The following is a 14,997-nucleotide window of genomic DNA, read 5'->3' on the forward strand; positions in this document are numbered from 1 at the left end:
GAATGATAAATAATGAATGATAATTGATGATAGGATGAGTCAAAGTAATTTCGCTAACTTCTAACTTCTAACTTCTAACTTCTAACTTCTAACTTCTTCCTCATTTCCTGTTCCCATAATATTCGGGTTCCAGTTGGCAGGGATTTTAGGTCCGATGTCATTTTTGATATAATAATCCTGAATCTCGTCCATGATCTCAGAAAAAGGAACAGAAGCAATTCTTTCATAAGGAATCGTATAACCTAAATAAACAATATTTCTTTTAAAATCACCGGCTGCGAGAACAATAGGAACTTTTGCGGCTAATGCCATATGATAGAATCCTTTTCTCCATTTCGGAACCCAGCTTCTCGTTCCTTCTGGGGTAATAACAAGACTGAAATCTTCTTTTTCAAACTGCCTGGCTACAAAACTCACCAGATCATTTTTCTGGGTTCTGTCGATTCCGATTCCTCCCAGGCTTCTTACCACACTACCGTACCATGCTTTTGTGTGGGCATCTTTGATGATAATTTTTAAAGGTTTCCCCAGAGACCAGTAGGCAAGATTTCCCAATAGATATTCCATGTTGTGGGTATGTGGTGCTACCACAAGGATACATCTGTCCAGGCTTTTTGCATCGCCTTGTAGAACGACTTTCCAGCCCAGTATCTTTAACATTATTTTACCTATCAGTTTTCTCATATATCTTTAGATTAAAAACAAAAAGTACAACCAAACAGGTTATACTTTACAAATATATTGAAATATTATCGCTCTTAAAACAAACCGCTGATTAAATCTACGATTTTCATTACAATTTCTAGTGCAACTTGTACCATGGTTAGGGTGTTTTTTATTGATTTGGTTAATTATTTTTAACTATACGAATGTATAACATTTTTTTAACATAGCGAACTAAATACTCTTTTTTTTAGTTTTCTGAGAGAAGAAGAGTGTGAATTTCAAACGGTTGCCTTCCATTCACACCTCCTGCACTCTCTGAAGGTAATTATTTAGTTTGTATGGAAATTTCGTCTTTTCCGTCTTTGATTTTGATGTCTACATTTTTATTCATCTTTTTGATGGTAGACTTCATAGAATCCATTACTTTGTCAGCCTGGGAATTCGGAACTTTTTTCCCATTGATGATAATACTGTCTTTATCGTCAGAGTTATATTCAATTGTAGAACCATTGACAGAGATCTTATTCTTTTCAATTTTGATCTTTCCGTTCTCATCCTGATCCTGATCATCGTCATTGATACCATCTCCGTTCAAATCTCCGCCAAAGTCCATTCTATCTTTTTTCAATGGAATCACTACCGCGTTTTGAGGAACTACCAATTCGTAATCTACCCTGTAATGTCTGAATCTGTGTTCGTAAGGATACTTGATATAATTTGGAAGCATTACCTTATTGCCCACTATTTCTACAGGTACGTTGATCTGAACCGGAACGTTATAACCATTTCCTTCTTTTTTGATGATCAGGTAAGGTGTTTTTACCTCAGGCTTTCTCGTTATGTCTACAGAGATATAATCTTCTTTGTAAACCGTTTTTTTATCAGAATAAATATCATCATCATAAGCTGTAAAATTCTGAGGAATATTTACCTGTTTCAAATCTACATAAAGCGTATCAGATGTAGTATTGATGGCAATATTTTCAGTGTCTTCCTTGCTACCTTTGTAGATCAGGTTTTTCTTAGCCATGCTTACTCCGAAATAAGTTCCCAGTCCAATCAGTATAAGAAACAATGCACCTATTACCCATCCGATATTTCTAAGTTTAGTTTTCGGTGAAAATATACGAATACTCAATAAACTGAACAGGATAGTAGGAATCAGACATCCGATGATCATAATGGCTACCAGGACTTTGTCAAGGCCGTTGTCATCCATATAGAATCTCATCTCATTAGCTCCTGGAAAATCTGCATCCATCCCGAATAATCCGAAGATGACAAATATACCGATGATGCTTCCGATCGCCATTAATACAAAGATGGATCCTACAAAATATTTAATGATATTCCATACGCCACTACCAGCATTATCAATATAAGGCTTTGTCTCGTTGTACATTTCTCCGACTCTCTGAGTAGATTCGTTGGCAAACTGAACCAATTTATTAGACTCATTTTTAAGATTGTCGAAGTTCATAGGCTTTCCCTTCATTTTCAGGAAATCTGCAGCTGTTTCTGCTCTTGGAAGTACGATCCAAAGAATGATGTAAAGAAGGCCAATTAGTGAAGAAGAAATAGCTGCGGTGAAAATACCCAGTACAAAGATTCCAAGCCAGATAGCTCTCATTGCAGTAATATCCATTCCTACATAGTGAGCAAGACCTGCACATACCCCGGCTATTTTTTGTCTTTCAGGATCACGGAACAACTGTTTTTTGTCTGTATATTCAGCGCCTGACTGAGCTGTTTTTCTGGTGTTCTTTTCAGAAAAGTAAGCTTCTTCCTGCTCTTCGATCTTTTCCGGAGATCCGATCTGTGCAATCACTTTTTCTACGTCTGTATCGTTGATTACTTCACGTTTTCCTAAAGAATCTCTGAAGATTTCAACCATTCTTATTTCTATATCATGCATTACCTCCTCCTCCTCTGAAGCATCCAATGAGCTTCTCAGTGCATTCAGGTAATCGCTGAGCTTTATATATGCGTGTTCTTCTATGGTGAAAGAAAAACCTGCGAGTCCTATTGAGAGTGTCTTGTTCATAGCTTTGTTTTTTATATTTTTTGAGTGATTTGATTGACTGACGCTGTCAGCTCTGCCCAGGTATTTTGAAGTTCAGTCAGGAAAAGTTTTCCTTTTTCTGTGATCTGGTAATATTTTCTTGGTGGTCCTCCTGTAGATTCTTCCCATCTGTAGGAAAGAAATTCTCCGTTTTTCAGTCTTGTAAGGAGAGGATAGAGGGTTCCTTCCACTACATCCAGTTTTCCTTTTTTAAGTTCATCAATTAGGTCAGAAACATACATTTCACGGTGATTGATGAGACTTAATATGCAGAATTCCAGAATCCCTTTACGCATTTGCGCTTTGGTATTTTCAGTATTCATCTTTAATAAGTTTTGTTAATTAGTTATGTTTTAAGAATAATACTCCTAGCTAGATGAGCCTCTTCTTATTTTACATTACAAAGATATGTAATTAAAATGGTAATATGCAATACAAAGTAGTGAAAAAATATAAATATATAATATAACTAATTGAAAATCAGTATAATTATTTTTATTAATGAATTTTAAGAAATGAGAATTTTAAAGAAACCGGATCAAATTGTTACTAATTTCCCTTTTAAGCTGGTTGGTCTTAAAGTAACAAGAGCTTTTTTTTCTAATTCTTTCTGATAGGATACGAAACTGAATTTTTTGTAGAATTTACGGACGATAAGAGACATTTCCATCATAGCAAAATGTTCGCCAATACAAAGTCTGGGCCCGGCACCAAAAGGGTAGTATGCAAAATTCTTGGCATTTTCATCATCAAAACGCTCCGGAATAAAAGAGTCCGGATCTTTCCAATATTTAGGATTTCTGTGAAGACCGGTGATGTAAAGGATGATCAAAGTATCTTTCGGCCAGGAATATTCTTTGAAACTGTCATCTTCCAAAGCCTGACGATCAATGGCCCAGGCTGGAGAATGCAGTCGCATAGCTTCTTTGATAATATTTGAAGTGAAAGATTTTTTCATTAAGCTATCTGAAGTAAAAACCATTTCATTTTCTTCTGTGATTTCTTTTCTTAATTTTTCCTCGGCTTCAGGATTCTGACTGATCTCGAAAAAGATAAAACTTAAAGCATTGGCTGTTGTTTCGTGTCCCGCAATGAAAAGAATAAGCATTTCATCAACCAGTTGTTCATCGGACATCGGAAGTTGTGTGTCTTCATATCTTGTCTGGATAAGCATGTCGAGCAAATCATTTTTATCTTCTCCTGAACTTCTTCGTTTATCCAAAACCCCCTGAATAATAGCCTTTGCTCTTTCGCTTTTTTCAAGAGTCTTGTCAAGCACTCCAAACATTTTTAATATTTTAGAATAAAAAGGCAAACGGACTTCTTTCGCGAAAACTTCCTGAACTTCTGTAATGATTTTACCCAGTTCTTTCACCCGGTTTTCATCAATGTCAGAACTGAAAAGGGTCTTGGCTACAATGTTAAAGGCAAGCTTGTGAAAGAAATCATACAAGTCCAGATCCTGTTCAGGTTTAAATGATTGAAAAGCTTTATCAATTTCTTCTTCCATAATGGAAACAAGATTGATGATTTTTGTTTTACTGAAACCGGGTTGGATCAGTCTTCTTTGCCTTAGCCAGTCTTTTCCGTTGTTAGTGAGCAAGCCGTTTCCCAAATACTTTCCTAAAGTGATGGATTGGATCTCGGATTTGTAATAGTTTTTGTGATTCTGTTTTAAAATATATTCTGTGAATTCTTTATCCTGAGAAAAAATAAAGTTTTTATTCGTAAGACTGTCTTTGATGCAGTAGTTATCTCCTGCAATGTCATGGTTTCCGGTAATCACCAATAGCGGATTTTTCAATCCTTTCAATAGAGAATACAACTTTCTTGTTCCTTTAATTTCCGTTGGATAATTGAATTCTGGAGCCATATTATATATTTTTACTAAAAATACAACTAATCTATTATATGAAATAGCTTTCAACCAAAACCCTTATTTTTGCATAGAATTTGTTTAAAATATTCAATCAATATCCAAATCACACATGATCAATACATCCCTGTTTTATAAGTCTTTATCAGCGTTGATGCTGCTTGGACCTCTTTGTTTCGGACAATACCGCTTTGCCATTGAAAATGCATCCAAAAAATATAACACTGAAATTGATGTGGAAGAATGCCTCACTGATCAGTGCAGACATAAGGCAAACGTAGTCCTCTTTAATAAAAACGGTGAAAAAATACAGACTTTGGTTTCAGATGACCTGGTTTTATCTTTTAAGGAAAAATTTAAGCCCTCCAAAGTAAATGTAATACCGCTTACTTCAGAAATGGTCTATGAAAGTCCTGTGGTATTCGGTGATTTTAATTTTGACGGGACCGAAGATGTCGCCATCAGAAACGGAAACGGAGGAAATTATGGGAGTGCTTCATATGATGTGTATGTCTTTAATTCGACACAGAATCAATTTGTCCCAAGTAAAGAACTTACCGAAATTGCCAGCAGCTATCAGGGAATGTTTGAAGTAGATTACGGACGCAGACGATTGATTACTTATGCAAGGTCCGGAGCTTCTTTACATTACACCTATGAATATCAGGTGATTCCTAATAAAGGGATAGATCTGGTGTATGAAAAAATTGGAGATGTAAGTGAAGAACCATCAAAAATAACCATAAAAGAGAAGATCAATAATAAATGGGTGGTTAAAAAATCATCTAAATAATAGTATAATAAGAAAGAAAATGAAGATACAAAAGGAGATCGATTTTATCCTGGCCGTAGATGCCCTGAAAAATGTACAGAGGAGAAATTACAATGCTGATGATTCCAGAAGGGAAAATACTGCCGAACATTCATGGCAGATCATTATTCTGGCACAGATTCTATATCCCTATGCTAAAAACCGCACAGATATTGATCTTTTAAGGGTAATCAGAATGCTGTCCATTCATGATCTGGTGGAGATTGAAGCAGGAGATACATTTTTATTTGATGAAGCTGCCATGGTTGGGAAATTCGAAAGAGAAAAAATTTCTGCACAGAAGATCTTCGGAATCCTGGATGAGCCTTTGCGTACAGAATTTTTTGAGCTATGGCTTGAATTTGAAGAAGAAAAAACTCCGGATGCTATTTTTGCCTGTTCCATTGACAGGATCATGCCGTTTATTCTAAACTCCCACACGTCAGGGAAAAGCTGGACAGAAGCCGGGGTTACCGAAAAACAGATCAGAAATATGCTGGAAAATGCCATTACAAGAGCATCTGATGAAATGGGAGAGGCTTTTGAAACATTGCTGAGCAGAAGTTTGGATACTGATAAGGTAGTTAGGTAATTTTACAGCGAAGCAAGACAGTGGTTTTTAAATCGCTGTTTTTTATAATAGTTTCGGGCGGCCAGAGGCCGCCCGAAACTATATGAGTTAGTGAATTTTATCTATTTTAGATGGTTACCTTAAGTTATTTAGAGGTCGACCTAAGAAACTGTAACGTTAAGAAAACTCTTATGTCTGAGTGCGGGACAAAGTATGATTCTTAATACAGATGGCTACCGCACGAGTTTTAGAGTTTTTAGAGAGCAGATTTCATTTTTAGTGGAAGTTTCTGGTCTTGAATTTTTGGTTCATTTTGCTTCAAGGCAAAAGAACAAATTAAAATAATTATAGTATAAAATGGTTTCGGGCGGCCAAAGGCCGCCCGAAACTTACCAATTATAGTATTCTGATTGGCTTTTTCTCTTCATCAATAGCCACAAAAGTAAAATCACCAACGATCGCTCTTTCTCTTTCATAAGAGTACATCTGCTCCGTATAGATCTCTACATTCACCTTCATACTTGTTTTTCCGACATAGGAAACCTTTCCGATAAGTTCCACAATGGTTCCTGCAGGGATTGGTTTTTTAAAATCGATTTTATCGCTGCTTACAGTTACCACTCTTTTTCTTGCAAAACGGGTTGCTGTGATAAAGGCTACTTCATCCATCAGCTGCATAGCTGTACCTCCGAAAAGAGTATCATAATGGTTAGTGGTGTTTGGGAAAACCGCTTTAAAAATTCTGGTTTCGGATGCTGCAATTCTTTCTTCTGTAGTCATATTTCATTATTAATTAATACGAAATGAAATAGATCAAAATAACAGAGCAGTGACAAGAATCATAGGAATTCCTGAAGCAGTCCATCAGATCAATAAACTTCAAATCGCGAAAGTTTCTTGTTTAAAGAAATAGGCAGGTCTCCTGACTTGTAACATCATTTATCTCCTTCCCGTGCCCTGCACAGTGGATCCTTGATAAAGACTTCAGTTACTTACAGTTGCGCGACAGTCCGTGATTTTCACACGGTTCCCTTTTAATCTGCGTTAAGCAGAACCAGTTTCTGTGATGAATAAGCGTTAAACTTTTTCAGGACAAAAATAAGAATATTACAGAGAAAAACGGCAATTATTCCGGACTATTATAAATAATCTGGCTCATCACCCTTCCTTCCTTGATGGTCCAAAGCGTGATATACCTGTTCTCACCGGAACCGTTAATCATATAAAGATAGATGTGATCGTTGTCAAGAGCGGTTACTCCGACATTGTTGAAATCCATAGTAGGCTGGAACATATTTTTAATAGCTTCCCTTACAAAAACAGAACCTCTTCCAGGTTGCTGAACCCGGATCGATTTGATCTCCGTCATGCCTTCCGGAAGTCCGTCCTTAATTCCCCAGGGTTTTACTTTATCAATCGTAAGGATCTTTCCGTCTGCATCTTTTTCCTGTTTTCTGTAGCCGGCATTCGACGGATAAACATCGATTACGACCTTGGTTCTTTGGGAAGTCGGTATTTTGGGATTACTGTTGTCTGTAAAAATAAGTGATTTTCCGTTTTTGGATTTAGAAGGGGTAAACTGGGGAAGCTGGTCGATAAAAGCAATACGACCTTTATTCACCATCCCTTCCTTCTCAAGATTTTCATATCTCACAAAAGGTTTTTCCTCATCTTGCTTTTCAGGATATTTGATCCAGATCCATTCTGTTTCTCCCGGAGCAGGCTTTACATAAACAAATACATCACCTTTACGCATCCGGATCTTGTCTACGATTTTTCTGTAGTCATCCTTGTGGACACGTACATTGGCGTAGCCTTCTTCAGCCTTTACAACACCGAAAGGAACTTTATTCTGTCCTTTCACAAATGCTAAGGAAAAAAGACTGAAAGCGGATAAGTACAATGCTCTGTTTACGGAAATCATTCTATGAAATTTTTTGATCCCTCAAATATATAAATTAAATGTTTTTTTGATCAGTAAAATGTAATGGTATTTGATTAAAATTGTCAATATACTCTCAAAAGCTTGTAAAACTCTTCATTGGGAGGCTGATGCCGATTATTTTTAAAACAATTTTAATTTTTCGGAAGATAATTAAATTGTTGCAGTTCTTTAAGGTCTTTCACCTTTCTCAAATGGGTGTCCGAGAGAAGATAAATATCATCAGCCATATTGAATAAAGTCATATAATTATGATCGGAGATGATCATTCCTTTATAGGGTACCTGGCTTTTAATGATCATTTCCAATTCATCAACGTTTTTAGGAGAAACACCGCTGAAAGGTTCATCCAGTAAAATAAATTCCGCATCTGAATAAGTAATGATCAGGGTTTCAATGATTTTTTTCTCACCGCCTGAAAGATTTCTTGGTGTTTCATTCAAAAAGGGCTGTATCATTTTTAGGTCGTAAAGCTTTTCCGCATTTTCTTGGGTACAGAATAGTGGGATGAGCTTCCTGATCTTACATTCTTTAGGGAGAAATGAAGAACGCTGAGGCAGATAAGCAATTTTATTTTTCCTGTCGGACAGGCTTTTAAGAATAGTATCATTCAATTTAATAAACTGCGTATCCCCTTTAATTGTTCCAAAGATGATCTCTAATAAAGTAGATTTTCCGCCACCAGCGGGGCCAAGAATTCCTGCTATTTTTCCAGTTTCACAGCCTAAATAGATATCCTGGAGAATCTTTCTTCCGCCGAAAGATTTGGTAACACTGTCGATGTGAAGTTTATTCATAAGAATCGGGTAATTACTTTAATAATTAAACTTAATGATCCCGTGAAACCCCACAAAAACCATTTTGAAAACCCAAAATTGGCGTAGAAAAAATATTCGCCTTTCAGCCTTATATCATAAATAAAAAAGTGGAGGAGAGGAAGAATGAGGAAAAAATATAGCCCAAGATTTTCAAAAGTAAATTGAGTACCGAAGCATAACAACAGAGAAAATAACACCGCAGGAATCATTAATTTTCTATAAAAAATCCAAAGGACAGTAAAGCTTTTATCCATGATCCAAAAATAACAAGAAAATTTGATCTGTATGCTTCAACATGCAATGTTTAGGAGTTAAAATAAAATAGCGCTGAACATTCAGCGCTATTTTTATAGGATTAAAAGGTATACCTCATTAAATTCTTTCAAGCTCATCCGCATTAATCGTGGTCTTAAAAGTTCCATAGTTGACGATCACTTTATTTTTAGAAATCTTTTCAATTGTTCCTACGCTGGTACTTCCGGGAATACGGACACGTTGTCCCTCTTTCATCCATACGGCGCGGTCGGTTTTACGTTTCTCCTCCATTTTTTCATTGGTTTCAGCGATCTTTTCAATCACATCATCCTTTTTGAGTTGCTGGGTGATCTTTCTTTTAACCACCTGAAGACGCTTAGTTTCGTCTTTATCAGCGCCAATTTTCCTGAATTTTTCCTGCTCAAGAATTTTCACAAAATCCTTGACAACATCTTTTCTCGATTTACCTTTTACGTAACTGTCGATGAATGTTTCAATTTTATTTCCAAACTGAAGCTTACGGTGTTCCTCCTCATACAGTTTTTGGAAATTGAACAGTTTCTGTTGCAGCTGCTCATTAAGCTTTTGAAGATTGTCACGTTTGTCTTCCACAGATTCCTTTCTTTCTGCAAGATCGGTTTTCAGCTTTTCAACTTCAAATTTTTCCTGCTGAAGCTTCACAATTGTTTTGTCAAGATTAACAATGTCATGCTCTACCTTCTTTTTTGCCGCATGAATGATAAATCGTGGAATCTTGTTTTTCTCCGCAACCTCAAAAGTGAACGAACTTCCTGCCTGTCCTACCTCCAGCTTATACATTGGTTCCAGCGTTTCTTCATCAAAAAGCATGGCTGCATTTTCAGCATTCGGAAGCTCTTCGATGACCAGTTTGATGTTCGTATAGTGAGTCGTAATGATCGCAAAACTTTTTTTATCATAGAAATATTCCATGAAACTTTCTGCCAGTGCACCTCCAAGCTCAGGATCAGATCCTGTTCCGAATTCATCAATAAGAAGTAGGGTATTGGCATCTGCCTCACGGATGATTCCCGACATTTTCTTAAGCCTTGAAGAATAAGTCGACAAATGATTCTCGATAGACTGGTTGTCTCCGATATCCGTCATCATCTTTTCAAAAAAGAACATTTCCGATCTTGGATGCACAGGGACCAGAATTCCGCTTTGGATCATCAGCTGAAGCAGTCCGACTGTTTTCAGGGTAATGGATTTTCCTCCCGCATTCGGTCCTGAAATACAGATAATCCTGTTTTGGTCCGTCAATGACAGGGTTTGTGGAAAAATAGTCTTGTTTTCAATTTTATTTCTAAGCCATAACAGCGGATGGAATGCATCTTTCAACTTCAGCGTTCTGTGACGGTTGATCTTCGGAAGTATTCCGTTGACCTGTTCAGCAAATTTTGCTTTCGCTCTCGTCAGGTCAAGGTCAAAAATATATACCTGGTATTTCCATAGCTGAGGCTGGAATTCTGCAAGTTCAGCAGTCAGTTTTCTAAGAATCTTGTCGATTTCTTTCTTCTCTTCCTCTTCACTTTCCTTCAGCTTGAAGTAGGGTTTTACCACACTGTCCGGCTGCATATAGGTAATAGAACCTGTTTTTGAAATTCCTAAAACTCTTCCCGCAATTCTCTTCTTAAACCCTGATTTTACAGCTAAAACCCTCTGGTCTTCAATAATAGTTTCCCGGATATCATCCAGAAATTCGCTTTGTCCGTAATTGAATAAAGCACGGTTGAAATTTTCCTGGATCGCTTTTTTAGCAAGTTGGATTTCTGCCCTCAGTTCTTTTAAAATGGGTGAGGCATCACTTTTTACTTCCCCAAAACGGTTAAAAACTTTATCTACTTTATCAATGATCTCTTTCTTAAACTCCAGCACAGAAACATCACCTACCAAAGTAGGGAAGGTATCCGGCATACTGGCAAAAAACTTCTGAAGTTTTCCTATCTGTTCAGTTAAGGTTTTTATTTTAATAAAAGCATTGTTTTCCAAGCGGTAATTCTCGATCAGCATTACCTTCAGCTCAGTTTCAATATCTTCATACTCAGCGAACGGAATTGCATTTGAACTCTCAAAACTCGAAAGATATTCCGACGTTTTTTTCAGGGAAAGTTCCGCCTCGTCAATTTCCATGGGACGAAGTTGAAGAATTTTTTCTCTCGTTTTCGGAGAATACGCAAATGGAGAGATCTCCGCGAGCAATTGCGGAAACTCTAATTCGTTTAAATCTTCTTTATTTATATACACACTGCAAATTTAGTGAGAAAATGTGAATGTTAATTTGAAAATGATGTAATTTGAAAATTTGAAATATCTATTAATCAGGTTTTATTAAATTTGGGATATGAAACTAGAAACTGAAAGACTACAATTAAAAGAAATCAACGAAAGCTATGTTGAAGATATTCTGAAAATTCGGAGTAACGAAATAATCAACCAATTCGTTCAGAGAAATTCTCCGAAAAATAATTACGATGCCCTGCAATTTATTTTAACCATTAAAGAGAGAACACGAAATAATGAGACCTTTTATTGGGGGATTTCTTTAAAAGATCAACCGAATCTTATCGGAACGATTTGCCTTTGGAAGTTTTCTGACGACAGAAAACAAGCAGAAGTAGGCTACGAATTATTACCCGATTACCACAGAAAAGGAATCATGTCGGAAGCATTGACTGCGGTTTTAAACTTTGCTTTTAATGATTTACATTTGCATGAAATTGTGGCAATGACCAATAAGTTTAATGAAAATTCGAAAGGTCTTCTCTTAAAACACAATTTTGTTTTGGAGGAAGGTAGAATAGATGAAGGATTTCCTGATAATTTGGTTTTCAGTTTTAAAATTAAATAAACTTTCCTACATCCTGATTTCAGGCAAAAATTTGATATTGCAGATATTTAATTTTATATTTGAATTTTTTCAAATAATCCCCACATGACCTGGACAGACGTTTTAGCCCCCATAAAAAGTACAACCTATTTTATAACCCTTTGGGAAAAAGTAAAACAGGAATATGCTACGACTAAAGTATTTCCGCCTAAAAATCAAATATTCAGAGCCTTGGAAATTACACCTTTCGAAGATGTTGAGGTGGTGATCATCGGGCAGGATCCTTATCATAATGACTATCAGGCGAATGGTTTGTGCTTTTCGGTTTCAGAACAGGTAACAGCGCCACCTTCCCTAAAAAATATTTTTACAGAACTAAAAGATGATCTGGGCGTTGAAAGAACTTCAAAAGAATTGGATGACTGGGGAAAACAAGGGGTTTTATTATTGAATGCAACCTTAACCGTGCGTGCCCATTCACCAAATTCTCACAAAGACTTAGGCTGGGAAAAATTCACAGACTTTATCATCAAGGAAATCTCAGATAAGAAAGAAAATGTGGTTTTTGTTCTTTGGGGAGCTTTTGCACAAAAAAAAGCCGAACTTATTGATCCGGCTAAGCATTTTATTTTAAAATCAGCGCATCCTTCACCGTTTTCTGTATACAGAGGTTTTTATGGAAGCAAACCGTTCTCGAAGATCAACGAATATCTGGTCTCAAAAGGAAAGAAACCTATTTCGTGGTAGGATCTCCGGGACCTTCCGTTTTTTTGATTTTAATCCCGATTTTATATTTTCCTTCCAGATCTTTTCCTCCGGTATCAGATTTCCGGGAAGGAGTCACTTCTTCCAGTGAAATAGTGTAGCCGTTATATACTTCTGACTGACGGTAATTTCGTCCTGCATTGTCAGAAGTAGCGAGACTTAATACCATAGGTCGGGAGTAAGTTCCCATTACTTCTATTTGAGCTACGGCAACTCCCGCCCAAATACATGCTACTCCTTCAGGACAGCGGCTGTCTTCAGAAATACCTTTGAAGGTGACATTCATTTGGTAGTCTTTCAGGAATTTATTTTCTCCCTGATTAAAATAAATAATGCCCCCTTTTTGTGCTGAATTCTTGGTGTCATTCATTGGAGAGGTTGTTCCGGAAGTTTGTTCCGGTGTTTTCGTTTTCTTTTGGGCATGGCATCCCGCTAAGGTTAGCAATCCAAGGCTGAATATGATGGCTTTATGGAACATATCTTTTTTTATATAATATTAAGCATATCTAAAACTACTACCAAAAACATTGCCACACCTACCACAAGACTGAAACCTGTTCCGTAAATGAAGCCTATAAATGCCCCTTTAGTAGACTGAAGTGCTTTGTTCATATCCTTGCTGTCGTGAAGAAGCTCGCCGATAAATACCCCAGCAAACATCCCTATCAGAAATCCTAAAGGAATAGGAATAAAAATCCCTACAATTGTTCCGATAATAGATCCAATACTTCCCCAGCGGGTTCCTCCATATTTCCTGTTGGTTTTTGCAGGAATAACGTAGCTCAGCACCACAGAGACAACCGTAAGAATTCCGAATGCCCAGATATAAATCATTGGCAGATCGGCATCCGTTCCGAATTTATAGATCAAAAGACCACAAATACTTAGTACAAGCCCCGGAAGGACTGGCAGAAAAGTTCCCAGCATCCCAAGGACCAGTAAAATGAGGCAGAGAATATTAATTAAGGTTGTATCCATTCTTTAAAATTATCAATGCAAGATAGGAAAAAAGAAGATTTACAAAGACGTTTTAAATATTTGGGATGAAAATTGATTGTCAATAGTAACATCATCATTCTTAATTTTATAAATTTGCTGTAATGAAAGACGAAATACAGGACACTAAAAACTTTTTACAGGAAATAAGTGATCAGCTTTATATCTATATCAGCCAGGTAACGCCAGGCGGAATGGATTGGATTGTTCATATTATGATCAAACTGGCACTGCTCTGTGCCGTATTTTTAGTGGTTGATTTTGTTTTTAAATTCGCCATCAACTTTATATTCAGGTTTTTCCGCAATGACGAAAAATATCCGATCATCCGATCCATTTATCAGTCTAAGATAAGCAATTCTGTTGCTCATTTCTCTGCACTTTTGGTGGTAGGAGCGATCCATCCCTCGATATTTCCGGCAACAGCACTCCCCAAAACGAATATTTTCATCAACAGATCAATCAATTTAGGTTTGGTCATGATTCTTGCGGGAATGCTTTACCGTTCACTCACAGGTTTCAGATATTACTTTACCATAAAGCAGGATTTTTATAAAATTATGGCACTGAATGCCATTTCAGAAACCGTAAAGATCCTGGGAATTTTTGTCTTTTCTGTAGTGGGTCTCTGTGTTATATTCGGGATCAAAGGAACCACGATTGTCGGGAGTTTGGGAGCTATTACCGCAGTATTGGTACTTGTTTTCAGGGATACGATTTTAGGTTTTGTGACCGGGATACATGTGGCTACCTCCAAGAACCTGAAAGTCGGGGACTGGGTAAGCATTCCGAAATACAGTATTGAAGGAAATATTACAGATATAAGTCTTCTGACCACGAAGATCACGAATTTTGATAAAACCGTTTCAACGATTCCTACTTATGACCTTCTGACGACGGAGATCAAAAACCTTCAGGTCATGTCAGAGTCCAATACAAGAAGGATCAAGAAATCTGTTTATTTCAATATCAATTCCTTTAAATTTTTAAATGAAGAAGATATTGAACGTTTAAAAGATATCAACCTGATCTCAGAGTATCTGGAAGAAAAGACACAGGAAATCAGACAGGAAAACCAGAGGGTAGAGCATAATGATAAAACCATCAATGGCAGGCAGCTGACCAATATTGGTGTTTTCAGATATTACGCACAGAAGTATATAGAAAACGATCCGGATATCGATGAAAATGGAACAAGAATGGTTCGCCAGCTGGATATTACCCCGCAGGGACTTCCTCTTGAAGTGTATTGCTTTGCTAATGATTCCAAATGGGAGCATTTTGAACAGATCCAGGCTGATATTTTTGACCATTTGTTGGTTGCTTCAAAAGAATTTGACCTTCAGGTGATGCAGATAAGCGTTAAAGTCTGATGCAGAAAAAGTAA

The 14,997-nt window shown here is 36.9% G+C and carries 15 protein-coding genes and 1 riboswitch; of the genes, 5 read left to right on the forward strand and 10 right to left on the reverse strand.

What is annotated here, in order from left to right; all coding sequences use genetic code 11:
- Positions 1 to 81 precede the first annotated feature (81 nt).
- The 4 genes from NZD88_RS00110 to NZD88_RS00125 all read right to left on the reverse strand — a co-directional run bounded on the left by NZD88_RS00110 (position 82) and on the right by NZD88_RS00125 (position 4,601).
- Positions 82 to 684 carry a 1-acyl-sn-glycerol-3-phosphate acyltransferase gene (locus NZD88_RS00110; protein WP_259826478.1) on the reverse strand — a complete coding sequence of 201 codons (603 nt, stop codon included), beginning with the start codon at positions 682 to 684 and terminating at the stop codon, positions 82 to 84.
- Positions 685 to 991: 307 nt separating this feature from the next.
- Positions 992 to 2,710: a PspC domain-containing protein gene (locus tag NZD88_RS00115; RefSeq protein WP_259826479.1), complete on the reverse strand. Its 1,719-nt coding sequence runs from the start codon at positions 2,708 to 2,710 to the stop codon at positions 992 to 994.
- An 11-nt stretch (positions 2,711 to 2,721) separates the two neighbouring features.
- Positions 2,722 to 3,051: a PadR family transcriptional regulator gene (locus NZD88_RS00120; protein ID WP_073333048.1), complete on the reverse strand. Its 330-nt coding sequence runs from the start codon at positions 3,049 to 3,051 to the stop codon at positions 2,722 to 2,724.
- 215 nt (positions 3,052 to 3,266) lie between these two features.
- On the reverse strand, positions 3,267 to 4,601 hold the full coding sequence (locus NZD88_RS00125) for a cytochrome P450 (protein ID WP_259826482.1): 1,335 nt from the start codon (positions 4,599 to 4,601) through the stop codon (positions 3,267 to 3,269).
- A 115-nt stretch (positions 4,602 to 4,716) separates the two neighbouring features.
- On the opposite strand from NZD88_RS00125, the gene NZD88_RS00130 reads away from it, so the two are divergent.
- Both NZD88_RS00130 and NZD88_RS00135 read left to right on the forward strand, forming a co-directional pair.
- The gene (locus NZD88_RS00130) at positions 4,717 to 5,397 is read left to right on the forward strand and encodes an FG-GAP repeat protein (protein WP_259826484.1); all 681 of its coding nucleotides are present in this window, start codon (positions 4,717 to 4,719) and stop codon (positions 5,395 to 5,397) included.
- Positions 5,398 to 5,416: 19 nt separating this feature from the next.
- A complete protein-coding gene (locus tag NZD88_RS00135) occupies positions 5,417 to 6,007 on the forward strand; it encodes an HD domain-containing protein (protein ID WP_259826485.1) in 591 nt (196 codons plus the stop codon).
- A 375-nt stretch (positions 6,008 to 6,382) separates the two neighbouring features.
- Here NZD88_RS00135 and NZD88_RS00140 read toward each other — a convergent pair whose 3' ends face one another.
- The 4 genes from NZD88_RS00140 to NZD88_RS00155 form a co-directional block, all read right to left on the reverse strand.
- Positions 6,383 to 6,766, reverse strand: a complete 384-nt coding sequence (locus NZD88_RS00140; protein ID WP_073333042.1) for an acyl-CoA thioesterase — start codon at positions 6,764 to 6,766, stop codon at positions 6,383 to 6,385.
- A 115-nt stretch (positions 6,767 to 6,881) separates the two neighbouring features.
- Positions 6,882 to 7,060: riboswitch (cobalamin riboswitch) on the reverse strand.
- A 52-nt stretch (positions 7,061 to 7,112) separates the two neighbouring features.
- Positions 7,113 to 7,910: a hypothetical protein gene (locus tag NZD88_RS00145; protein WP_259826488.1), complete on the reverse strand. Its 798-nt coding sequence runs from the start codon at positions 7,908 to 7,910 to the stop codon at positions 7,113 to 7,115.
- 152 nt (positions 7,911 to 8,062) lie between these two features.
- Positions 8,063 to 8,725 (reverse strand): ATP-binding cassette domain-containing protein, encoded by a 663-nt coding sequence (locus tag NZD88_RS00150; RefSeq protein WP_259826490.1) that lies wholly within the window; start codon positions 8,723 to 8,725, stop codon positions 8,063 to 8,065.
- Positions 8,726 to 9,118: 393 nt separating this feature from the next.
- Positions 9,119 to 11,266 carry an endonuclease MutS2 gene (locus tag NZD88_RS00155; RefSeq protein ID WP_259826492.1) on the reverse strand — a complete coding sequence of 716 codons (2,148 nt, stop codon included), beginning with the start codon at positions 11,264 to 11,266 and terminating at the stop codon, positions 9,119 to 9,121.
- 97 nt (positions 11,267 to 11,363) lie between these two features.
- Here NZD88_RS00155 and NZD88_RS00160 point away from each other — a divergent pair, with 97 nt between their 5' ends.
- Together NZD88_RS00160 and NZD88_RS00165 are read left to right on the forward strand one after the other, a co-directional pair.
- Positions 11,364 to 11,870 (forward strand): GNAT family N-acetyltransferase, encoded by a 507-nt coding sequence (locus tag NZD88_RS00160; RefSeq protein WP_259826493.1) that lies wholly within the window; start codon positions 11,364 to 11,366, stop codon positions 11,868 to 11,870.
- A gap of 84 nt (positions 11,871 to 11,954) precedes the next feature.
- Positions 11,955 to 12,596 carry a uracil-DNA glycosylase gene (locus NZD88_RS00165; protein WP_259826495.1) on the forward strand — a complete coding sequence of 214 codons (642 nt, stop codon included), beginning with the start codon at positions 11,955 to 11,957 and terminating at the stop codon, positions 12,594 to 12,596.
- Here NZD88_RS00165 and NZD88_RS00170 read toward each other — a convergent pair.
- Positions 12,583 to 13,092: a hypothetical protein gene (locus NZD88_RS00170; protein WP_259826496.1), complete on the reverse strand. Its 510-nt coding sequence runs from the start codon at positions 13,090 to 13,092 to the stop codon at positions 12,583 to 12,585. The two genes, NZD88_RS00165 and NZD88_RS00170, sit on opposite strands and share 14 nt — an antisense overlap.
- Before the next feature lie 8 nt (positions 13,093 to 13,100).
- The gene (locus tag NZD88_RS00175; RefSeq protein ID WP_259826497.1) at positions 13,101 to 13,592 is read right to left on the reverse strand and encodes a DUF456 domain-containing protein; all 492 of its coding nucleotides are present in this window, start codon (positions 13,590 to 13,592) and stop codon (positions 13,101 to 13,103) included.
- Between the two features lie 122 nt (positions 13,593 to 13,714).
- Between NZD88_RS00175 and NZD88_RS00180 the strand changes: the two genes are divergently transcribed.
- Positions 13,715 to 14,983 (forward strand): mechanosensitive ion channel family protein, encoded by a 1,269-nt coding sequence (locus NZD88_RS00180; protein ID WP_259826499.1) that lies wholly within the window; start codon positions 13,715 to 13,717, stop codon positions 14,981 to 14,983.
- The last annotated feature ends 14 nt before the right edge of the window (positions 14,984 to 14,997 follow it).

Origin of the sequence: Chryseobacterium pyrolae (assembly GCF_025153485.1) — a bacterium.
GTDB classification, from domain to species: domain Bacteria; phylum Bacteroidota; class Bacteroidia; order Flavobacteriales; family Weeksellaceae; genus Chryseobacterium; species Chryseobacterium antibioticum.